The sequence below is a fragment of the Pseudomonas sp. KH_046_2 genome (genome assembly GCF_057838985.1).
This window is the reverse complement of record NZ_CM174480.1, coordinates 5,991,340-6,013,569: the sequence shown is the minus strand read 5'-3', so window position 1 is coordinate 6,013,569 and position 22,230 is coordinate 5,991,340. Positions and strand designations below refer to the sequence as shown.

Genomic DNA, 22,230 nt, shown 5'->3' with positions numbered 1-22,230 from the left:
GATTCCTTGTTGATGTGTGGATCTGTGGAGTTGCAATCGCTGGAGTGTAGCTGTGCCGATGCCGGATAAGTACAGCCGGGCTCAGTTCTGTTCGCTCTGGGGTGTCACCCGCAGAACTTCCTCAATGGTCGTCAGCCCGGCGCCGACCTTTTGCGCTCCTGACAGCCGCAGGCTGCGCATGCCTTCCTTGAATGCCTGGCGTCGCACGGCCAGCAGATCGGTGTCGGGACTGATCAGCGCCTTGATGCCATCGCTCAGCTGCATGATTTCGTAGACCCCGGCGCGACCGCGATAACCGGTGTCGCGGCATTCCACGCAACCGATGGCGCGCTGGGCATTGGTCGGCAAGGGTGCTTGCCAGGGGCGGGTCAGGGTTTGCCAGTCGTCTTCGCCCAGCGTCAGCGGCGCCTTGCAGTGCGGGCACAGGGTTCGCACCAGTCGCTGGGCCATGACGCCGAGCACCGTGGCCTTGATCAGGTAGTGCGGCACGCCGAGTTCCAGCAGGCGGCTGATGGCGCTGGGCGCGTCGTTGGTGTGCAGGGTCGACAGCACCAGGTGCCCGGTGAGCGCCGCCTGGATCGCCATCTCCGCGGTTTCGAGGTCGCGGATCTCGCCGATCATGATGATGTCCGGGTCTTGCCGCATCAGCGCGCGCACGCCGGCGGCGAAGGTCAGGTCGATGTTGTGCTGGACCTGCATCTGGTTGAACGCCGGCTCGACCATTTCGATCGGGTCTTCGATGGTGCAGAGGTTGACCTCCGGCGTCGCCAGTTTCTTCAGGGTGGTGTAGAGGGTGGTGGTCTTGCCCGAACCCGTCGGCCCGGTAACGAGGATGATGCCGTGGGGCTGGCGGGTCATGTCTTGCCAGCGGCGCAGGTCGTCGGCGGAGAAGCCAAGCTGGTCGAAGTCCTTGAGCAATACTTCCGGATCGAAGATCCGCATGACCATTTTTTCGCCGAAGGCCGTGGGCAGTGTCGACAAGCGCAGTTCTACTTCACCGCCGTCCGGGGTCTTGGTTTTCACCCGGCCGTCCTGGGGTTTGCGTTTCTCCGCGACGTTCATGCGCCCCAGGGTTTTCAGGCGACTGACGATGGCCATGGTGACCTGGGGCGGGAATTGATAGACGTTGTGCAGCACGCCGTCGATGCGAAAGCGCACCGTGCCTTGCTCGCGCCGGGGCTCGATGTGGATGTCGCTGGCACGCTGCTGGAACGCGTACTGGAACAGCCAGTCGACGATATTGACGATGTGCGCGTCGTTGGCGTCCGGCTCCTGGTCGCTGGCGCCGAGGTTGAGCAACTGTTCGAAATTGCCGAGGGTACTGACTTGCGGGTCGCCGCTGTTCGCCCCGGTGACCGATTTGGCCAGGCGAAAGAATTCGACGCTGAAGCGCTGGATGTCCAGCGGGTTGGCGACCACACGCTTGATCGGCAACTTGAGCACGTGGGTCAGGTCAGCCTCCCAGCCGCTGACATAAGGCTGGGCGCTGGCCACGGTGACCGCCTCGCGGTCGATCGCTACCGCGAGGATCTTGTGGCGCTGGGCGAAGGCATAGGACATCAGCGGGGTCACGGCCGCGACATTGATTTTCAACGGGTCGATGCGCAGGTATGGCTGGCCGGCCTGCCGGGATAGCCACAGGGTCAGGCTCTCGAGGTCCAGCGGTTTGCCGGGGCGGCTGAGATCGTCCAGCTGTTGGCTGGCAATGAACTCCAGCGGATGCATCTGCCCAAGGGAGGCATTGCGGCGGCGGGCATTGAGCGCGTGTTCGGCCGAATCCTGGCTGATAAAGCCTTGGGCGACCAGTTCGCGCAGCAGGTCATTGAGATCCAGCCAGCGGTCCTGAAAGGCGAGATGTACGGACATGCGGGCTCCTTTTGAACGACAGTGCGCAAAGGATAGCCGTGGCCCTGCTGACCGCTGGGCCACTACCCGATGAAGCCGTTTCGGAGTTTTTCAGCCCGTCGCTTGAGCCGCTTCGGCCCATGGAGAATCAGCTTCTTGCAACTCCACCGAGCAGACGCTGATCAAGTTACGAAGTTTTTCCGCAATCACTTGCGCGCGGTGCCGGCTCAAACCGTCGATGACGATCTCGATGGTCAGCCAGTCGTCCTGGCGCTGCGCGTTGACCTGTTCCGGCGTGAGCAATTGCAGGGCGAACAGATTGAGGGCGCGACACAGCAGGTCCGGTTCTGCCTCGGCCAGCATTTGATATCGAACCCGGCAGTGGGCGTTGCCAACGTTCCAGACATCGGCGCGGGCAGGTGGGGTGTTCACGGCTTCGAGATGCGGCATGGTCTGGCTCCAAAATCATTGGAGAAATGTTTACATCCTGTACCGGGTATTTCTTCTCTATGATTGGCTGTATTGAAGAAATGAAGAATCAATCAATTCACTTGTTACTCGGTTTAGGGATTTTTTATGCAAAGTGAACTGGACAGCTACGACCGCAAGATCCTCGCCTTGCTGCAAGAGGATGCTTCGCTTTCCAGCGCGCAGATCGCCGAGCAGGTGGGTCTCTCGCAATCGCCGTGCTGGCGGCGGATTCAGCGGATGAAAGAGGAGGGCATCATTCGCGGCCAGGTGACCTTGCTCGACCGCAAGAAAATCGGCCTGAACACGCAGATCTTCGCGGAGGTGAAACTCAATGCCCACGGGCGTTCGAACTTCACCGAATTCACCGAGGCGATTCGCGGCTTTCCGGAGGTGCTGGAGTGTTACGTGCTGATGGGGGCGGTGGATTTCTTGCTGCGGATTGTCACGGCGGACATCGAGGCGTACGAGCGCTTCTTCTTCGAGAAGCTGTCGATGGTGCCGGGGATTCAGGAGGTCAATTCGATCGTGGCGTTGTCGGAGATCAAGTCGACTACCAGTTTGCCGGTCTGAAATTCTGCGGTAATTGTGCGGGCCCCATCGCCAGCAGGCTGGCTCCCACAGGGGATTTGTGGCGTACACAAAACCAATGTGGGAGCCAGCCTGCTGGCGATGGCGGTGTTACAGACGCAGCAACATCTTCCACGCACGGTTCTGATACACCGCAATCGCCTGCTGCTTGCGCGCATCCAGGACTTCGTCGGTGATCGACTCGTTGGCCAGTTGCGCCAGCTTGTTCAGCTCGCCGTACAGGCGATCCATTTCCGGGATCTCCAGCACGTTGCGCGCATGGTGCAGCCAGACCTGGATGCGTTCGATGCGCGGCAGTTGCTCGGCCAGGTCTTCCGGCTGTTGCTGATAACGCTGCAATTGCAACGAAGTGGCTTCTTCGCCCAACAGGCGCGGCAACCAGCTGCCCAGTTGCGCAGCGCCCTGGCGATTGCCACGGGTGTTGCGGTCGGCGGCCCAAGTGCGGGCCAGCAGCCAGCGCGAGGTGGTCAGGGAGAACAGGCCCCAGCGCGGGTCTTCGAGTTCTTCGAGGAACTGCTCGGGCGCGGCTTTGCGCACGTCTTCATCTTCCAGGCCTGCTTGTACCAGCGGGCGCCAGTCTTCCAGCAAGGCATCGAGGGCGATACGCAGATCGTGGGTCGACTGACGTGGTGCGGCCTGGCCCAGGCTGCTGATCAGCGCGCGCATTTCCGCGAGGCATTCGACCCAGTCCTGCAACAGGCGCCAGTGACCGTTGAAGCGATACTGCTCGGCCAGACGCTGGCTGCTGCCCAGCAAATGCCAGCTCAGCGCGGCGAACGCGTCGTCCAGCGGCGTTTCGGCGGTGATCTGCGGCGCCGGCAGACTCAACGAATAGCTGTGGGCGTCGTACAGGCGATAACCGCGCTCGGCCTTGCTGATGTCGCAGGGCATCAGGGCCAGTTTCTCGGCCAGCTCGGCGGCCAGTTCCAGCAGAGCTGCCGGCTCGCCTTCGCGCAGTTCCAGTTCCAGCTCGCAGATTTCTTCTTTCTGCTTGCCGACCACGACGTGACCCAGGTCCAGGGCGGCTTCGATGACCACTTTGGTCTTGCCGCGACCCCAGGCGATTTCCGCACGTTCGCGGACGAAGTCGGTGGTGAAGATCGGCTTCAGGGTCTTCTTGTCGAGCTCGGCCAGTTCCTCGGGCCAGCATTCGCCGTCGAGCTTCTTCAGGTCGAGCTTGGCTTTGGGCAGGTTCCAGTCGTACTCGTTACGAACGGACAGGCCGGCGATGCTCTGGCCGCGGGTCTTGAGGGTCTGAATCACTTCTTCGCCATCCTTGCGCAGGCGCAGGGCGACTTTGGCCTGGGCCAGATCGCGCTCGGGCGTGTCGAAGTACTGGTTCATCAACTCACGGCGTTCCCAGCCACTTTTGTTGCGTTTTTTCAGTAACGGGTGCTCGCGCAGGGCGGCGAGGGTTTCGCGGCTGACGCGGAGTTTGATTTCGGTTTCTTTCTGCATGGCCGGAAAATCCAGGATCGGGAGCGCAGCCGGGGGAATGTGTGGCTGCCAAGGTCGTGCAGTGTACAGGACTCAAGGTTAGTACGCGCCGAGACGGTTTATTCCTGTCACCGGATGGTTCTATGATGGATCTCAATTCGGGAGCCGGGAGTCAGCGATGCCATTGCCGTCGATGAAAGAACAATTCGCTGCGCTGATCGCTGCACCGTCCGTCAGTTGCACTCAACCCAGTCTCGATCAAACCAACCGTCCGGTCATCGATCTGCTGGCAACATGGCTCGGTGAGCTGGGTTTTACCTGCGAGATCCAGCAGGTCAGCCCCGGCAAGTTCAACCTGCTGGCCAGTTTCGGTTCCGGCCCCGGCGGCCTGGTGCTGGCCGGGCACAGCGACACCGTGCCGTTCGACGGTGCGCTGTGGCAAACCGACCCGCTGAAGCTGACTGAAGTCGACGGTCGTTGGATCGGCCTGGGCAGTTGCGACATGAAGGGCTTTTTCGCCCTGGCGATTGAGGCAGTCATACCGCTGCTCGATCAGCCGTTCAAACAGCCGTTGCTGATTCTCGCCACCTGCGATGAAGAAAGCTCGATGTCCGGTGCCCGCGCGCTGGCCGAAGCGGGGCGACCGCTGGGGCGGGCGGCGGTGATTGGTGAGCCGACCGGGCTCAAGCCGATCCGCATGCACAAAGGCATCATGATGGAGCGCATCGACATCCTCGGGCAGAGCGGTCATTCCTCCGACCCGCGCCTGGGCCACAGTGCCCTGGAAGCCATGCACGATGCCATCGGTGAACTGCGTGGCCTGCGCCTGTTGTGGCAGCGCGAATTCCGCAATCCACAGTTTGGCGTGCCGATGCCAACGATGAATTTCGGCTGCATCCATGGCGGCGACAACCCCAATCGCATCTGCGGCCAGTGTTCGCTGGAGTTCGACTTGCGGCCGCTGCCCGGCATGGACCCCAAGGTCCTGCGCGCCGAGATCCTGCAGAAGCTCAAGCCGGTTGCCGAGCGACATCAGGTCAAGATCGATTACGCGCCGCTGTTCCCCGAAGTGCCGCCGTTCGAGCAGGCCGAGGACGCCGAGCTGGTGCGCCTTGCCGAAAAGCTCACCGGTCACAGCGCCGAAGCAGTGGCGTTCGGCACCGAAGCACCTTATCTTCAGCGCCTTGGCTGTGAAACGCTGGTGCTTGGCCCGGGTGATATCGCCTGCGCCCACCAACCGGGGGAATACCTCGAAATGTCACGTTTGCAGCCTACGGTGCATCTATTAAGGCAACTGATCGAACACTATTGCCTGAAACCCCTGTAGGAGCGAGCTTGCTCGCGATGGACGTTAACGATGACGAGTATTGCCTGAATGAACGCGGCGACCTCAAATCCATCGCGAGCAGGCTCGCTCCTACAAGGTTTCGCGGTTAAATTGCCGATGTTCCAACCCGTATTCATGAGGAGAGCGCGCGTGTCGCCAAGCCTGTTCCGACGATAACCATCAGCCCGCTGTGCGTTTTTCTGTTTCGCCCTTTTTTCGGCTGCTATTTATTACAGGCCCAGGTTCATGCCCGAATACGTCAATTGGCTTCGTCACGCTTCGCCTTATATCAACGCCCACCGCGATTGCACCTTTGTCGTCATGCTGCCCGGCGACGGCGTTGAGCACCCGAATTTCGGCAATATCGTCCACGACCTGGTGCTGTTGCACAGCCTGGGTGTGCGTCTGGTGCTGGTTCACGGTTCCCGCCCGCAAATCGAAGCGCGCCTCGCGGCCCGTGGCCTGACCCCGCATTACCACCACGGCATGCGCATCACCGATGCCGCGACCCTGGAGTGCGTGATCGACGCAGTTGGCCAGTTGCGCATTGCCATTGAGGCTCGCCTGTCGATGGACATGGCTTCGTCGCCGATGCAGGGTTCGCGCCTGCGGGTGGCCAGCGGCAACCTTGTGACGGCGCGGCCGATCGGCGTGCTTGAAGGCGTCGACTATCACCACACCGGCGAAGTGCGCCGGGTCGACCGCAAGGGCATCAATCGTCTGCTGGACGAGCGCTCCATCGTGCTGCTGTCGCCGCTGGGCTATTCGCCGACCGGGGAGATTTTCAACCTGGCCTGCGAAGACGTCGCCACCCGCGCGGCCATCGACCTGGACGCGGACAAGCTGCTGCTGTTCGGCGCCGACCTGGGCCTGATCGACGAACACGGGCGCCTGGTGCGTGAACTGCGTCCGCAGCAAGTGCCGGCGCATTTGCAACGGCTGGGCAGCAATTATCAGGCGGAATTGCTGGATGCCGCGGCCGAAGCTTGCCGTGGCGGCGTGGCCCGCAGCCATATCGTCAGTTACGCCGAAGACGGTGCACTGCTGACCGAGCTGTTCACCCGCGACGGTGGCGGTACGCTGGTGGCCCAGGAGCAGTTCGAAGTGGTGCGCGAAGCGGCCATTGAAGACGTCGGCGGTTTGCTGGATTTGATCAGCCCGCTGGAAGAGCAGGGCATCCTGGTGCGCCGTTCCCGCGAGGTGCTGGAGCGCGAGATAGAACAGTTCAGCGTGGTCGAGCGCGAAGGCATGATCATCGCTTGCGCGGCGCTGTATCAGATTGCCGATTCGGATGCCGGTGAACTGGCGTGCCTGGCGGTGAACCCGGAGTATCGCCATGGCGGTCGTGGTGATGAGTTGCTGGAACGCATTGAAAACCGCGCACGGGCTCAGGGTTTGAAGACCTTGTTCGTCCTTACCACCCGCACCGCTCACTGGTTCCGCGAGCGTGGTTTTGTGCCGAGCAGCGTTGACCGCCTGCCGTCGGCACGGGCGTCGCTGTACAACTATCAGCGTAATTCGAAGATCTTCGAAAAAGCCCTTTGATGTTGAAGCAGCAGAGGTCCCTGTGGCGAGGGGGCTTGCCCCCGTTCGGTCGCGAAGCGGCCGCAAGATCATACGGCTCGGTCAGGCAGGATTGGGGCTGCTCCGCAGCCCAACGGGGGCAAGCCCCCTCGCCACAAGGTTTTACATTCACTCCTGCACAAACTTCGCGCTGACATACGGCGAATAATCCGACAGCACCGTCTCCACCTTCCCTTGCTCCTTCAAGAATTTCGCCGTCTCGCCAATGGCCTTGGCCGTGCCGCCGTCCAGCAGCGCGGTGCTCTGTTGCGCCTTGGCATCCGGGAATGCGGAACCGGCCAGTAACTCCGGCACGTCGGCAGCGTTGGCACCGGTCAGTTTGGCGATTTTCTGCACAGGCTCCGAGTCGACCGTCCAGTTGGCCTTATGCGCTGCGTAATCAGCAAAGGCGTCGAGGGTGACCCTGGCGAATTTGGCCACCACCTCCGGGTGCTTCTCGGCGTAATCCTTACGCGCCACCCATACCTCAAAGGTCGGTGCGCCCCACTGGCCCACTTGCGCAGCGTCAGTCAGGGTCTTGCCGGTCTTGCGGATTTCCCCCAGGGCAGGCGACCAGACGAACGCGCCGTCAATGTCTCCACGCTTCCAGGCTGCCGCGATTTCTGCTGGCTGCAGGTTCACCACTTTGACTTTCGAACTGTCCAGGCCCCAGTGCTTCAGCGCACCTAGCAGGCTGTAGTGGGAGGTTGAAACGAAAGGCGTGGCGATGGTCTTTCCGATCAGATCTTGCGGTTTTTCGATGCCGCTGCCATTGCGCACCACCAGCGCTTCGGCGGCATTGATCTGGGCCGAGACGATGAACGCGACAATCGGAAGGTTGCGCGAGGCGGCAGCGGCCAGCGGACTGGAGCCGAGATTGCCGATTTGCACATCGCCGGAGGCAATCGCCGTGACCACTTCCGGGCCGCTGTTGAAGCGCCGCCAGTCGATGGGCTGGCCGATGGTTTTTTCATAAAGGCCATCGGCCTGGGGGACTTTGCTGGGGTCGATTCCGGTTTGATAGCCAACGGTGAGGTTCGCCGCCTGGGCGGTGAAAGAAAATGCGAGAGATACACAAACTGTAACAATTGGTCCGGATAGTGCGCGTTTGGTCGTCATGGGGCTGCCTTTCGGTAAGGATTTGTTTCCGAATTGCGTCAGAAACTAATCGATCTAAAAAAGCAAAAATAAATACCGTTTCGGAATTAGCTTATGAGTCGAACCCTCTGTTCTGGGGGGGCTGGAAATTGAGCGCTAAATTCCTAAACGGTATTAGAAAAGAATCGGGTAATTCTTTTCAGGTTCATGACGAATTCATGACCCGGCAGGGACCAAAAAATCGGGGATTAGACAATGGTCGTAGACACACATGGTTACGATTGACTTGTGGGTCACGGTCTGGCGCTAATCGCGCATCTTAGGATTTCGGGCGACGACTCGAGACCAGGAATACAAGAATTAGAATCCAGAGGAGCTACACAATGAACAAGTCCACCTTGGCTTTGGCCGTGGCCGTAGGGGTTTTGGCGCAGCAGGCAGGCGCCGCAGGTTTCCTGGAAGACAGCAAGGCGTCCATCAGTTCCCGGACCATGTATTACAACAACGATAACCGTGAAGGCGGTGCGGATCAGAAAGAGTCCGCAGAAGGCCTGAAATTCGATTATCTTTCCGGTTTCACCCAAGGCACTGTCGGTTTCGGTATCGACGCCCAGGCACTGCTGGGTATCCACCTGGACGGCGGCAAGGGTCACCACCCAGACAACAACACCTTCTTCCCAAGCGACAGCGATGGTTCGGCCGTGTCCGAATGGAGCCGTGCAGCCGCTAACGTCAAGGCGCGCTTCTCGAAGACCGAAGCCCACCTGGGTGGCGCCCTGGCACCCAACTTGCCGATCCTGGTCGCGAACGACAGCCGTCTGCTGCCACAGACCTTTGACGGTGGCACCATCACTTCCAAAGAAATCGACAACGTGACCTTCAACGCAGGTCAGTTGGAGCATTCGGCAGGTCGCGCCTCTTCGAACTCCACCGGCCTGGCCGTGGCTGGCGGTACAGAGGACAGCAACAAGTTCTACTACGGTGGTGCTGACTGGAAGGTCACCAAGGACCTGACCCTGCAGTACTACCACTCGAATCTGAAGGACTACTACAAGCAGCACTTCCTGGGCTTGATCCACGTGTATCCGATCGATGCCAAGCAGTCCTTCAAGACTGATATTCGCTACTTCGACAGCAGCTCCGACGGCAGGAACGGTGATCCGGGTTTCCGTTTCAACAACAACAATGGTTTCGCCAAGAACCCGGGCGAGGTCGATAACAAGACCTGGAGCGCCATGTTCACCTACACCCTGGGTGGCAACGCCTTCCTGGTCGGTCATCAGCGCGTCAGCGATGACGGTGGTTTTGTCTACCTGAACCAGGGCAACGTGGTCGATAGCAATGGCCGTCCGGAAGGGAACGGCGGCGCCAGCTTCTACCTGTTCACCGACTCCATGATCAACGGCTTTGTTCGTGCCGGTGAAAACACCACCTTCGGCCAGTACTCCTATGACTTCGCCGGACTGGGCGTGCCGGGCCTGAAAACTTCGATCGCCTACCTGCATGGCGACAACATCAAGGCTACCAACGGCAGCGGCCCTGATGGCTCCGAGTGGGAACGCGACATGCGGATCGACTACACCATCCAGCAGGGCGCTCTCAAAGGTTTCGGTGTAACGCTACGTAATGGTGTCTACCGTGGCAGTGAAGTCTCCAACAACCCTGATGTTGACCAGACTCGTCTGATCTTCAACTACACCTACAGCTTCCTGTAACAAGCCTTGCGAAAAAGCCTCGCCTGCTGGCGAGGTTTTTTTGTCTGTTTTTTCATATTCCATAAAGATCTTTACTGATTATTTATTATTCTTTTTAGTTTTTAAATATCCCGCTTAAAGTGCGCCTGTCCGACACTCATCCCTGAGCTCGGATTTGGCAGTTTCGTCCCCCGATATTTGATCAGGTTCAGGAATTGGCCTTGCCGCCGATACCTCGGACCTGTCGTGGGAAGTCATATTCCTAGGCGGTATTAAAAGGCATCAAAAAATTCTTTTTGGCTTTAAGGCCATGTATCCTGCGGCCCGCCAAACGACCGGCTCAGACGGTTTGCCGCGAATTTATGCATTCAGGATCCCGGGCAATCGATTCGGGACCAGGAACATCAGAATTAGAAACGAGAGGAGCGAAACATGAACAAGTCCACCTTGGCCATCGCTGTGGCCGTCGGGGTTTTGACCCAGCAGGCAAGCGCCGCGGGTTTTATCGAAGACAGCAAGGCAACATTGGGGCTGCGTAACTTCTACATCAACACCGATTACCGTGACGGTACTGGCCCGAACAAAAACGAAGAATGGGGCCAAGGCTTCGATCTGCGTTTCATCTCCGGTTACACCCAGGGCACCGTCGGCTTCGGTATCGATGCGATCGGCCTGTTGGGCGTCAAACTGGATTCCGGTGGTGGCACCAACGGCGCGAGCAACAACTCGTACGGCGGCACCGTGTTCCCGAGCAAGTCCAACGGCGAAGCGGTTGATGACTTCTCCAGCCTGGGTTTGACTGCCAAAGCCAAGATCTCCCAGACCGAGCTGAAGCTGGGTACCTTGCAGCCAAAGCTGCCGGTGATCGTGACCAACGACGGTCGTCTGTTGCCGCAAACCTGGCAGGGTGGCCAGATCTCCTCGAACGACATCAAGGACCTGACCTTGATCGGCGGTCAGATCGAGCAGGTAAAAGGTCGTAACTCGAGCAACAACGAACAGTTGTCTATCTCCGGCGCCAACAGCCGTTCCGCTACAGGCCGCGACAGCAACAAATTCATCTATGCCGGTGGCGACTACAAGATCACCAAGGACCTGACTGCCCAGTACTACTACGGCAACCTGGAAGAGTTCTACAAGCAACACTTCCTGGGTCTGGTGCACAACTGGGCAATCGGACCTGGCGTGTTGAAGTCTGACTTGCGTTACTTCAACAGCTCCGACGACGGTGCCAACGGTCACGATCCACTGTTCTTCACCACTGGCAACTACAGCGGTGCAGCCAACGGTAAAGGCAAGGTCGACAACAACCTGTACAGCGGCCTGTTCCTGTACACCGTTGCCGGTCACACCTTCGGTGGCGGTTATCAGGTCAGCAACGGCAGCAGTGACTTTCCTTGGCTGAACCAGGGCGACGGTTCGTCGAACTACACCATCACCGACTCGCAAATCCAGAAGTTCGGCCGTGCCGGCGAGCGTACCTGGCTAGCACGCTACTCCTATGACTTCGCCAAGGTCGGCGTACCTGGCCTGACGGCGGGTCTGGTGTATCTGCACGGCGACGATATCGATACCGTTAACGCCAAGGGCGGCGAAGCGGCCAATGGTGCTTCCGAGTGGGAACGCGATCTGAGCCTGGCTTACGTCGTTCAGGAAGGTCCGCTGAAAAACCTGGGCCTGGCGTGGAAAAACGCGACCTGGCGCACCGACCTGCCGAACACCCGTTCGCAGGACGAAAACCGCGTGATCCTCAGCTACTCGATCCCGCTGTTGTAATAGCGCCCGCGTAACCGAGACAAAAAAAGCCCCGCCCGGTATTGCACCGGGCGGGGCTTTTGCATTTTCAAGACGGGTTCACCCCCGTAATCCCGCCTTGAACTTCCCTCTTTGCAGCAACTCAAGGCCTTCTCGAACCTTGGGGCCGATGTTCGGCCGGTTGTGCGGGCACGTCCAGTGAACAGAAATTTAATATTTCTTTATGATCTAAATAAATCGATATTTATTCTTTTTAATAGATAAAAAACACAGGCACAGTTGAACCCATCAAGCACTCACAAGGAGCAGCACCATGGGTCTCAGACTTGGCGATATCGCCCCCGATTTCGAACAGAACTCCAGCGCCGGCACCATCCGTTTCCATCAGTGGCTGGGCGATAGCTGGGGCGTGCTGTTTTCCCATCCAGCGGACTTCACACCGGTGTGCACCACTGAACTGGGCTTCACCGCCAGGCTCAAGGATGAATTCGCAGCGCGCGGCGTCAAGGCCATCGCTTTGTCGGTGGACCCGGTGGAGTCGCACCACAGGTGGATCGAGGACATCAACGAAACCCAGGCCACAGTGGTCAACTTTCCGATCCTGGATGACGCCGACCGCAAGGTCTCCGACCTCTACGACCTGATCCACCCCAACGCCAACGACACCCTGACCGTGCGCTCGCTGTTCGTGATCGACCCGAAGAAAAAGGTCCGGCTGACGATTACCTACCCGGCGAGCACCGGCCGCAACTTCAATGAAATCCTGCGGGTGATCGACTCGCTGCAACTCACCGACAACTACAAGGTGGCCACACCGGCCAACTGGCAGGACGGTGATGAGGTGGTGATCGTGCCGTCGCTCAAGGATGAGGATGAAATCAAGCAGCGCTTTCCCAAGGGCTATCGGGCGGTCAAGCCATACTTGCGCCTGACGCCGCAGCCGAACAGGTAAATCTTCAGCATTTTTGGCGCAGATGCGTACCCCTGTGGGAGCGAGCTTGCTCGCGATGGCGGCGGATCAGACGCAACAGAATTCAAGATGTGTACCCACAAAGCAGGGATTTCAGGCCGTTTCGACGGCCTGTTTTTTCCTGGAAGAAACCGGTTTGTATATTTCTATAACGAATAACCAAATGAATAAATATGATTTATGGATATATAAATCAGCTGTTAAGGTCACTCCATCGAAGCGAGATCGCAAGCCGCGAATCGCCAACACCGTGCAAGGAATCGTCTGAATGTTGGTTGTCTCACTCGGTGGCAGTCCCAGTCAGCGCTCTCGTTCCGGGGTGCTGCTGGATCGCTCCCGGCGTTGGTTGCAAGGGCAGGGCGTGGAAGTGGTGAGTTATCAGGTACGGGACTTCCCGGCCGAGGACTTGCTGCACGCACGCTTCGACAGCCCCAAGGTGATCGACCTGTTGCAACAGATTGAAAACGCCGATGGCCTGCTGATCGCCACACCGGTTTACAAGGCATCGTTTTCCGGAGCCCTGAAAGTCGTGCTGGATCTGCTGCCCGAACGCGCCTTGAGCCACAAGGTGGTTCTGCCGATGGCCACTGGCGGCAGCATCGCTCATATGCTGGCGGTGGATTACGCGCTCAAGCCGGTGCTGTCGGCATTGAAGGCCCAGGAAATGCTGCAAGGCATTTTCGCCGTCGACAGCCAGATCGCCTACGGCGAAGGCAGCGCACTGGCGCAGTTGGCGCCGGAGCTGGAACAACGACTGAATGAATCGCTGGAGTTGTTTTTCAGCGCCATGGCGCGACGGCCCAAGCCGCTCGATCCGAGCCTGTTGAATGATCGTTTGTTGAGTGCTCGCTGGAGCATTTGAGCCTCACCGAAAAATTGAAGTACTGGCCTTACTCGCCCGCCAACGGGCAAGCAGGTGCAGCCAAAACCCAACTGCAAAAAGGAGAGCGCCATGCGCCCTGTCATTTTGCGTCGTGGTCTGGTCGCTCTGTTTGCTGCGGCCGCCTTCGGCGTTATTACTCAAGCTCAGGCGCTTTCTACCCAGGAAGGCGTACTACGAATCGGCTATCAGAAATACGGCACCCTGGTGCTGCTCAAAGCCAAAGGCACCCTGGAAAAACGCCTCGCCGCCCAAGGCGTGGACGTGCAATGGACTGAATTCCCTGGTGGCCCGCAACTGCTCGAAGGCCTGAATGTCGGCTCCATCGACTTCGGCGTCACCGGCGAAACGCCTCCGGTGTTTGCCCAGGCAGCGGGTGCCGATCTGCTCTACGTCGCCTATGAGCCGCCAGCGCCGCACAGTGAGGCGATCCTGGTGCCGAAGGACTCGGCGATCAAATCGGTAGCAGAGCTCAAGGGCAAGAAAGTCGTGCTCAACAAGGGCTCCAACGTGCACTACCTGTTGGTGCGTGCGCTGGAAGACGCCGGCCTCAAATACACCGACATCCAGACCGTATTCCTGCCGCCAGCCGATGCCCGTGCCGCCTTCGAGCGTGGCAGCGTCGACGCCTGGGTGATCTGGGACCCGTACCAGGCCGCCGCCGAACAACAGCTGCAAGCGCGCACCCTGCGCGATGGCCAGGGCATCGTCGACAACCATCAGTTCTACCTGGCGACCAAGCCTTATGCGCAGAAAAACCCCGAGGTGATCAAGACCCTGGTGGAAGAAGTGCGCGCGGTGGGCGAGTGGTCCAGGGCTAACCCGCAAGAGGTGACCGAACAGGTTTCACCGCTGCTCGGCCTGCCAGCAGACATCACCCTGACCTCGGTGAAACGCCAGGGCTACGGCGCGCTGTTCCTCACCCCGGAAGTGGTCGTCGCACAGCAGAAAATCGCCGACAGCTTCTACCAGCTCAAGCTGATTCCCAAGCAGTTGAGCATCAAAGACGTGATCTGGACGCCGCCGGCTGCCGTTGCCCAAAGCTCAGTAACCAAAGCCCAATAAATCGACTCCCCAAGGAGACCACTCCATGAGCCTCAATATTTTCTGGTTCCTGCCTACCCACGGCGACGGCCATTACCTTGGCACCGCCGAAGGCGCTCGCGCCGTTGACCACGGTTATCTGCAACAGGTCGCGCAAGCGGCGGATCGTCTGGGCTTCGGAGGTGTGCTGATTCCGACCGGTCGCTCCTGCGAAGACTCGTGGCTGGTGGCGGCGTCGCTGATTCCGGTGACCCAGCGTCTGAAGTTCCTTGTCGCCCTGCGCCCCGGGATCATTTCCCCGACGGTGGCAGCGCGTCAGGCGGCAACCCTGGATCGACTGTCTGGTGGTCGTGCGTTGTTCAACCTGGTGACGGGCGGTGATCCGGAAGAGTTGGCGGGCGATGGCCTGTTCCTCAGCCACGAAGAACGCTATCAGGCCTCGGTGGAATTCACCCGCATCTGGCGCCGGGTGCTGGAAGGCGAAACCGTCGATTACGACGGCCAGCACATCAGCGTGAAGGGCGCGAAGTTACTCTATCCGCCGATCCAGCAACCACGTCCGCCGTTGTACTTCGGCGGTTCCTCGGAAGCCGCGCAAGACCTGGCCGCCGAGCAAGTGGAAATGGTGTTGACCTGGGGCGAGCCACCGGCCGCCGTTGCCGAGAAGATCGAACAGGTTCGCGCCAAAGCCGCCAAGCTTGGTCGCACCGTACGCTTCGGCATTCGCCTGCATGTGATCGTGCGTGAAACCAACGCCGAAGCCTGGCAAGCGGCGGACAAATTGATCTCGCATCTGGACAACGAGACCATCGCCCGTGCCCAGGCTTCGCTGGCGCGTTTCGATTCGGTCGGCCAGCAACGCATGGCTGCGCTGCATGGCGGAAGCCGCGACAACCTCGAAGTCAGCCCTAACCTGTGGGCCGGTGTCGGCCTGGTACGCGGCGGTGCCGGCACGGCGCTGGTGGGCGATGGTCCGACCGTGGCAGCACGCGTGAAGGAATACGCAGACCTCGGTATCGACACGTTTATTTTCTCCGGTTACCCACACCTGGAAGAGTCGTACCGGGTGGCCGAATTGCTGTTCCCGCACCTCGATGTCGAGCGTCCTGAACTGCCGAAGAGCGCCGGTTACGTCAGCCCGTTCGGCGAGATGGTCGCCAACGACATTCTGCCCAAAGCCGCGTCCCAGAGCTGAGGCGCGGTCATGAAGAAAATCATCCACAGCCTGGCGCCCTGGGCATTACCGGTGTTGCTGCTGGCGGTATGGCAGTTGAGTGTGTCGGCTGGATGGCTGTCGACACGGATCCTGCCGGCCCCCATCGCCGTCATCGAGGCCGGCGTGAGCCTGGTGCGCAGTGGCGAAATCTGGACGCACCTGGCGATCAGTGGCTGGCGTGCTGCGCTGGGTTTCACCATCGGTGGTGGCATCGGCTTGACCCTTGGCTTCATCACCGGCCTGTCGAAGTGGGGCGAACGCCTGCTCGACAGTTCGGTGCAGATGGTCCGTAACGTGCCGCACCTGGCGCTGATTCCACTGGTGATCCTGTGGTTCGGCATCGACGAGTCAGCGAAGATTTTCCTGGTGGCGCTGGGCACCTTGTTCCCGATCTACCTCAACACCTATCACGGCATCCGCAACGTCGACCCGGCGCTGGTGGAGATGGCGCGCAGCTATGGCCTGAGCGGTTTCAGCCTGTTCTGGCAGGTGATTCTGCCGGGGGCGCTGCCTTCGATTCTGGTCGGCGTGCGCTTCGCCCTGGGCTTCATGTGGCTGACGTTGATCGTGGCGGAAACCATTTCCGCGAGTTCCGGCATCGGCTATCTGGCAATGAATGCCCGGGAGTTCTTGCAGACCGACGTGGTGGTGCTGGCGATTCTGTTGTACGCGGTGCTCGGCAAACTGGCCGACCTCGCGGCCCGTGGGCTTGAACGAGTCTGGCTGCGTTGGCATCCGGCGTATCAGGTTGCCAAGGGAGGTGCGGCATGACGGCTCAACAACCTCCACGCCTGCTGCGCGGGACTCCGCTGGTGGTGCGCAAGTTGCAAAAAACCTTCGGTGCACGGCAGGTGCTGCGCGAGATCGACCTGCACATTCCGGCGGGCCAGTTTGTCGCCGTGGTCGGTCGCAGTGGCTGCGGCAAAAGTACCTTGCTGCGCTTGCTCGCCGGCCTCGATCAACCAACCGGCGGTGAGTTGCTCGCCGGAGCCGCGCCATTGAGTGATGCGCGGGAGGATACGCGGCTGATGTTCCAGGAAGCGCGTTTGCTGCCCTGGAAAAAGATCATCGACAACGTCGGTCTGGGCCTCAAGGGTAACTGGCGACCGCAAGCGCTTGCAGCTTTGGATGCGGTGGGCCTGGCCGATCGCGCCCACGAGTGGCCGGCCGCGCTGTCCGGTGGACAGAAGCAACGCGTGGCTCTGGCCCGTGCGTTGATTCATCAGCCGCGCCTGCTGTTGCTCGACGAACCCTTGGGTGCGCTGGATGCCCTGACCCGAATTGAAATGCAGCAACTGATCGAACGGCTCTGGCAGCAGCACGGCTTCACGGTGTTGCTGGTGACCCATGACGTCAGTGAAGCCGTGGCGATTGCCGATCGGGTGATCCTGATCGAAGACGGCGAAGTCGGCCTCGACCTGCACGTGGAACTGCCGCGCCCTCGGGTGCGCGGCTCCCATCGGCTGGCGGCGCTGGAAACCGAAGTGCTCAATCGCGTGCTGGCTTTGCCCGGCCAACCGCCGGAGCCGGAACCTGTTTCACCCTTGCCTACGCAATTGCGCTGGGCTCAATAACTCAAGTCTTACCCAACGACAGGAATCAACATCATGACTATCAAGGCCATCAACGTTCGTAACCAGTTCAAAGGCTCCATCAAGGAAATCGTCCTCGGCGACGTGCTGTCGGAAATCGACGTGCAGACCGCTTCCGGCATCGTCACTTCGGTGATCACCACGCGCTCGGTGAAAGAGCTGGAACTGGCGGTCGGCAGTGAAGTGATCGCGTTTGTGAAATCCACCGAGGTGTCGATCGCCAAGTTGTAAGCCACATGCGCAAACAACAACCCCGAAGGGTTTGAGCCCTTCGGGGTTTTTTGTGCGTGTCTATCAGCGAGATTCGCGGCGCGGCCTTCGCGAGCAAGCCCGCTCCCACATTTGGAATGCATTCCCCTGTGGGAGCGGGCTCGCGAAGAGGCCGGTGTGACCAATAAAGTTCTCAGGCTGGAATGCTGCGCTTGGGCAGATACGGTGGCAAATACAACCCGACATAAGCATCAAACACCCGCATCCCTTCTTCAGCCATGCGCGGCGTAATCTGCCCATGCTGCTGCACCGAGCGTGCATACACCCGGTCGCCCAGCTCCATGGCCAGAGCGAACACATCGACATCACTCGGCAACGTCGGCAGCTCGAAGTGATGATCGAACAGCTTGTGCATCAGGTCGCCCAGCTCGATGTCGTGCTGGCGGTCAGCCTGGGTGACTTCGGTCAGGCCGTGCTGGGCCAGAATGAGTTGGCGGGCGGCAGCGTCCTCTGCATAGATGTCGAGCATGCGCTGTTCCACCAGTCGCGACAGATCACGCCAGCCGTTCAAGGCGAGGTGATCGATGGGGGCTTGCAGGCAGGCGCGGAAGGCCGCGTGGACATCGGCGGTCAAGGCTTCGAGCAACGCCGGCACGCTGGCGAAGAAGTGGTAGACCGAGGAAGGCGGAATCTCCGCGCGCTCGGCGACGCTGTAGATCGACAGACTGGCCACGCCCTCGGCGGCCAACAGCGTGCGGGCCGCATCGAGAATCGAATCGATCCGGGCCTGGCTGCGTGCGCGGGGTTTGCGAGGTGCGGCTACGCGTGTCATTGAGGTCTCCTGCGGGGGCAGCGGGCATTGTACGCAGAGCGCACAGATGTGCCATATCCCCTGTGGCGAGGGGGCTTGCCCCCGTTGGAGTGCGCAGCACTCCATTTACGGCAAACGCGTTATGTCTGTTTCAATGAAATCGCCTGTTTTGGGGCTGCTACGCAGCCCAACGGGGGCAAGCCCCCTCGCCACAGGGGCCATAAAAAAACGCCGCTGGCGGTGAGGCCGGCGGCGTTTCTTCACTGCTGCAACCGCTTACACGGTATGCAGGTACCAGTTGTACTCGAGGTCGGAGATGGAGTGTTCGAACTCCTCCAGCTCGCTCTCTTTACAGGCCACGAAGATATCGATGTATTTCGGATCGATGTACTTGGCCATGACTTCGCTGTCGTCCAGCTCGCGCAGTGCATCACGCAGGTTGTTCGGCAGGCTCTGCTCGTTCTGCTCGTAGCTGTTGCCTTCGACCGGGGCGCCAGGCTCGATCTTGTTGGTCAGGCCGTGGTGCACGCCCGCCAATACCGAAGCCATCAGCAGGTACGGGTTGGCATCGGCGCCGGCTACACGATGCTCGATGCGCACGGCGTCGGAAGAACCGGTCGGTACGCGAATCGCAACGGTACGGTTATCCAGGCCCCAGCACGGCGAGTTCGGCACGTAGAACTGTGCGCCGAAACGGCGATACGAGTTGACGTTCGGGCAGAGGAAAGCCATCTGCGCCGGTAGGGTCTCGAGCACACCGCCGATCGCGTGACGCAGTGCGGCGTTCTGCTCGGGATCCTCACTGGCAAAAATGTTCTTGCCGTCTTTGTCGAGAATCGAGATGTGGACGTGCAGACCATTACCCGCCTGGCCTGGGTAAGGCTTGGCCATGAAGGTGGTGTCCATTTCATGGTCGTAGGCGATGTTCTTGATCAGGCGCTTGAGCAGGACCGCGTAATCGCAAGCCTTGATCGGGTCGGCCACGTGGTGCAGGTTCACTTCGAACTGCGCCGGGGCACTTTCCTTGACGATGGCGTCGGCCGGAATGCCTTGCTCTTTTGCACCTTCCAGAATGTCCTGGAGGCAGTCGACGTATTCGTCGAGGTCGTCGATCAGGTAGACCTGAGTCGAGTGCGGACGTTTGCCGGAAACCGGCGAGCGAGGTGGTTGCGGACGACCGTTCACGTTCTCCTGGTCAATCAGGTAGAACTCCAGTTCGAACGCGGCGCAGATGGTCAGGCCCATTTCGTCGAACTTGCGTACCACGTTGGCCAGCACTTCACGCGGGTCGGCGAAGAATGGCTCGCCTTCGAGTTCGTGCATGGTCATCAACAGTTGCGCGGTCGGGCGCTTCTGCCATGGCTCGTTGCATAGGGTATCGGGGATTGGATAGCAGATTCGGTCAGCATCACCGATGTCCAGGCCCAGGCCGGTGCTTTCCACCGTCGAGCCATTGATATCCAGAGCAAATAAAGAGGCCGGCAGGTTGATGCCTTTCTCGTAAACCTTGTGGAGGCTGGTGCGTTCGATGCGCTTGCCGCGCACCACACCATTCATATCCGCAATCAGAAGGTCAACGTACAGAACCTCAGGATGTTCCTTAAGGAACGCGTTCGCTTCGTTAAGCTGAACGGCACGCGGGGGTACCGACATGATGCAACACCTTTGTTGTTAAAAATATCAATCATTGATCTTTTCAGATTCCAGTCAACCCGAACGGCATGCCGAAGTCAAGCGAGGCCTTTTTTGCCCTAAAAAAGCGCCCGTGTGGCTTTTTTGAGGCACTTTGGGGCGTTTTTATGCCTTTGGCCTCTATGGCGCCCGCAGGCTTGAGCGGGCCGTGTTGTATTTTTTACGGGGGTGTTGTGTAAAAAAATGAACAAGGCTAAGCTCGAATCAAACCCATAACAGCAATAATACCGGGGTGCTTCATGTCTCGCCTGCCGATAATCGGCGTCACCGACTGCTCAAGACAGGTCGGTCGGCATGTTTATCACATCAGTGATTACACGTCCGTCCGTTCCGTGGCCTCAGCGGTTCTGGTGATCCTCTCATCCGTGACGGTTCGACCGTCCCCGTCCGATATTCTGGACGGTCGCGATGGCACCCCCATTACGGTTACTCCATTCAATATAGAACCGATTCACAATAGCGGCCTGACCATCGTTCAGGGCACCGCTCGCGATTCTGCACGCCCGGCCTCTGCAGCCGTGTCGGCAAGCACGGTAATCTGCCGCGCAAACGCTCTACAACGCGACGCCGATGCGTCAAACAACGCCTGACCTTAAAAGGGCCAGACAACTCAAGCCTAGAGGCATTTATGAGTAACAACCTCGACCAGCTCACCGATTGGTTGAAAAACCACAAGATCACAGAAGTCGAATGCATGATCGCCGACTTGACCGGGATTACCCGGGGCAAGATTTCGCCGACCAACAAATTCATTGCCGAAAAAGGCATGCGCCTGCCAGAAAGCGTGCTGTTGCAGACAGTGACCGGCGATTACGTCGAAGACGACATCTATTACGAGCTGCTCGACCCGGCCGACATCGACATGATCTGCCGTCCTGACCAGAGCGCGGTGTACCTGGTGCCGTGGGCCATCGAGCCGACCGCCATCGTCATCCACGATACCTACGACAAGCAAGGCAACCCGATCGAACTGTCGCCACGCAACGTGCTCAAGAAAGTCCTGAAACTCTATACCGACAAAGGCTGGCAGCCGATCGTGGCGCCGGAAATGGAGTTTTACCTGACCAAGCGCAGTGACGACCCGGACTACCCGTTGCAGCCACCCATCGGCCGCTCCGGTCGTCCGGAAACCGGTCGTCAGTCGTTCTCCATTGAAGCGGCGAACGAGTTCGATCCGCTGTTCGAAGACGTCTACGACTGGTGTGAACTGCAGGACCTTGACCTCGATACGCTGATTCACGAGGACGGCACGGCGCAGATGGAAATCAACTTCCGTCACGGTGATGCCCTGTCCCTGGCCGACCAGATCCTGGTGTTCAAGCGCACCATGCGCGAGGCCGCGCTCAAGCACAACGTCGCCGCGACTTTCATGGCCAAGCCGATGACCGGCGAGCCGGGTAGTGCCATGCACTTGCACCAGAGCATCATCGACATCGAGACCGGCAAGAACATCTTCTCCAATGAAGACGGGACCATGAGCCAGCTGTTCCTGCACCACATCGGTGGCTTGCAGAAACTCATTCCCGAGCTGTTGCCGCTGTTCGCGCCCAACGTCAACTCGTTCCGCCGCTTCCTGCCGGATACCTCGGCGCCGGTGAACGTGGAGTGGGGCGAAGAAAACCGCACGGTGGGCCTGCGGGTGCCGGATGCGGGGCCGCCAAACCGTCGGGTGGAAAACCGCCTGCCGGGCGCCGATGCCAACCCGTACCTGGCGATTGCCGCGAGCCTGCTCTGCGGTTACATCGGCATGGTCGAAGGCCTTAACCCGAGTGCGCCGGTGGTGGGTCGCGGCTATGAACGCCGCAACCTGCGCCTGCCGCTGACCATCGAAGACGCGCTGGAACGCATGGAAAAAAGCGCGACCATCGAGCGTTACCTGGGCAAAAATTTCATCACTGGCTACGTCGCGGTCAAGCGGGCCGAGCATGAAAACTTCAAGCGCGTGATCAGTTCGTGGGAAAGGGAATTCCTGCTCTTTGCCGTCTGATACGCCGGGCGCCGCCGCTGCCTGGCGGCGCCTTCACCTGATTTTTTTAG

At 59.7% G+C, this 22,230-nt stretch carries 19 protein-coding genes; 13 read left to right on the top strand and 6 right to left on the bottom strand.

Going from position 1 to position 22,230, the window contains the following annotated elements; genetic code table 11:
• Window positions 1-81: 81 nt before the first annotated feature.
• Together tfpB and AC3IX1_RS27425 are read right to left on the bottom strand one after the other, a co-directional pair.
• Complete coding sequence (tfpB, locus tag AC3IX1_RS27430) at window positions 82-1,866, bottom strand: type IV pilus assembly ATPase TfpB (RefSeq protein ID WP_489386501.1); 1,785 nt, start codon at window positions 1,864-1,866, stop codon at window positions 82-84.
• 90 nt (window positions 1,867-1,956) lie between these two features.
• Window positions 1,957-2,295 (bottom strand): hypothetical protein, encoded by a 339-nt coding sequence (locus AC3IX1_RS27425; RefSeq protein WP_489386500.1) that lies wholly within the window; start codon window positions 2,293-2,295, stop codon window positions 1,957-1,959.
• Between the two features lie 126 nt (window positions 2,296-2,421).
• Here AC3IX1_RS27425 and AC3IX1_RS27420 point away from each other — a divergent pair, with 126 nt between their 5' ends.
• Window positions 2,422-2,886 carry an Lrp/AsnC family transcriptional regulator gene (locus tag AC3IX1_RS27420; RefSeq protein ID WP_008015415.1) on the top strand — a complete coding sequence of 155 codons (465 nt, stop codon included), beginning with the start codon at window positions 2,422-2,424 and terminating at the stop codon, window positions 2,884-2,886.
• Window positions 2,887-2,994: 108 nt separating this feature from the next.
• On the opposite strand, the gene AC3IX1_RS27415 is transcribed toward AC3IX1_RS27420, so the two are convergent.
• Window positions 2,995-4,362 (bottom strand): CYTH domain-containing protein, encoded by a 1,368-nt coding sequence (locus AC3IX1_RS27415; protein WP_347909666.1) that lies wholly within the window; start codon window positions 4,360-4,362, stop codon window positions 2,995-2,997.
• Between the two features lie 157 nt (window positions 4,363-4,519).
• On the opposite strand from AC3IX1_RS27415, the gene argE reads away from it, so the two are divergent.
• Together argE and argA are read left to right on the top strand one after the other, a co-directional pair.
• Entirely contained in the window at window positions 4,520-5,668 is a 1,149-nt protein-coding gene (argE, locus tag AC3IX1_RS27410) for an acetylornithine deacetylase (protein WP_489386499.1), read from the top strand.
• 246 nt (window positions 5,669-5,914) lie between these two features.
• Window positions 5,915-7,213, top strand: coding sequence for an amino-acid N-acetyltransferase (gene argA, locus AC3IX1_RS27405; RefSeq protein WP_489386498.1), 1,299 nt, complete (start codon window positions 5,915-5,917; stop codon window positions 7,211-7,213).
• 147 nt (window positions 7,214-7,360) lie between these two features.
• Here the strand turns inward: argA and tauA are convergent, their stop codons facing one another.
• The gene (gene tauA / locus AC3IX1_RS27400) at window positions 7,361-8,350 is read right to left on the bottom strand and encodes a taurine ABC transporter substrate-binding protein (protein ID WP_489386497.1); all 990 of its coding nucleotides are present in this window, start codon (window positions 8,348-8,350) and stop codon (window positions 7,361-7,363) included.
• 362 nt (window positions 8,351-8,712) lie between these two features.
• On the opposite strand from tauA, the gene AC3IX1_RS27395 reads away from it, so the two are divergent.
• The 9 genes from AC3IX1_RS27395 to AC3IX1_RS27355 all read left to right on the top strand — a co-directional run bounded on the left by AC3IX1_RS27395 (window position 8,713) and on the right by AC3IX1_RS27355 (window position 17,711).
• A complete protein-coding gene (locus AC3IX1_RS27395; RefSeq protein ID WP_489386496.1) occupies window positions 8,713-10,044 on the top strand; it encodes an OprD family porin in 1,332 nt (443 codons plus the stop codon).
• Window positions 10,045-10,455: 411 nt separating this feature from the next.
• Window positions 10,456-11,799 (top strand): OprD family porin, encoded by a 1,344-nt coding sequence (locus tag AC3IX1_RS27390; protein ID WP_489386495.1) that lies wholly within the window; start codon window positions 10,456-10,458, stop codon window positions 11,797-11,799.
• A gap of 292 nt (window positions 11,800-12,091) precedes the next feature.
• Window positions 12,092-12,730 (top strand): peroxiredoxin, encoded by a 639-nt coding sequence (locus AC3IX1_RS27385; protein WP_489386494.1) that lies wholly within the window; start codon window positions 12,092-12,094, stop codon window positions 12,728-12,730.
• Window positions 12,731-13,016: 286 nt separating this feature from the next.
• Complete coding sequence (gene ssuE, locus AC3IX1_RS27380; protein WP_489386493.1) at window positions 13,017-13,610, top strand: NADPH-dependent FMN reductase; 594 nt, start codon at window positions 13,017-13,019, stop codon at window positions 13,608-13,610.
• A gap of 90 nt (window positions 13,611-13,700) precedes the next feature.
• Window positions 13,701-14,693, top strand: a complete 993-nt coding sequence (locus tag AC3IX1_RS27375) for a sulfonate ABC transporter substrate-binding protein (RefSeq protein ID WP_489386492.1) — start codon at window positions 13,701-13,703, stop codon at window positions 14,691-14,693.
• Window positions 14,694-14,718: 25 nt separating this feature from the next.
• Window positions 14,719-15,867, top strand: a complete 1,149-nt coding sequence (gene ssuD / locus AC3IX1_RS27370) for an FMNH2-dependent alkanesulfonate monooxygenase (protein WP_095057518.1) — start codon at window positions 14,719-14,721, stop codon at window positions 15,865-15,867.
• A gap of 9 nt (window positions 15,868-15,876) precedes the next feature.
• Entirely contained in the window at window positions 15,877-16,659 is a 783-nt protein-coding gene (gene ssuC / locus AC3IX1_RS27365) for an aliphatic sulfonate ABC transporter permease SsuC (protein WP_150716315.1), read from the top strand.
• The gene (gene ssuB / locus AC3IX1_RS27360) at window positions 16,656-17,462 is read left to right on the top strand and encodes an aliphatic sulfonates ABC transporter ATP-binding protein (protein ID WP_489386491.1); all 807 of its coding nucleotides are present in this window, start codon (window positions 16,656-16,658) and stop codon (window positions 17,460-17,462) included. The genes ssuC and ssuB overlap by 4 nt, the downstream gene beginning before the upstream one ends.
• Window positions 17,463-17,495: 33 nt before the next feature.
• On the top strand, window positions 17,496-17,711 hold the full coding sequence (locus AC3IX1_RS27355) for a TOBE domain-containing protein (RefSeq protein ID WP_007967989.1): 216 nt from the start codon (window positions 17,496-17,498) through the stop codon (window positions 17,709-17,711).
• A gap of 172 nt (window positions 17,712-17,883) precedes the next feature.
• Here AC3IX1_RS27355 and AC3IX1_RS27350 read toward each other — a convergent pair whose 3' ends face one another.
• Both AC3IX1_RS27350 and AC3IX1_RS27345 read right to left on the bottom strand, forming a co-directional pair.
• Window positions 17,884-18,522 (bottom strand): TetR/AcrR family transcriptional regulator, encoded by a 639-nt coding sequence (locus AC3IX1_RS27350; protein WP_489386490.1) that lies wholly within the window; start codon window positions 18,520-18,522, stop codon window positions 17,884-17,886.
• Window positions 18,523-18,777: 255 nt separating this feature from the next.
• Window positions 18,778-20,154, bottom strand: a complete 1,377-nt coding sequence (locus tag AC3IX1_RS27345) for a glutamine synthetase family protein (RefSeq protein WP_223455869.1) — start codon at window positions 20,152-20,154, stop codon at window positions 18,778-18,780.
• 667 nt (window positions 20,155-20,821) lie between these two features.
• On the opposite strand from AC3IX1_RS27345, the gene AC3IX1_RS27340 reads away from it, so the two are divergent.
• The gene (locus tag AC3IX1_RS27340; protein ID WP_489386489.1) at window positions 20,822-22,180 is read left to right on the top strand and encodes a glutamine synthetase family protein; all 1,359 of its coding nucleotides are present in this window, start codon (window positions 20,822-20,824) and stop codon (window positions 22,178-22,180) included.
• Window positions 22,181-22,230: the final 50 nt, after the last annotated feature.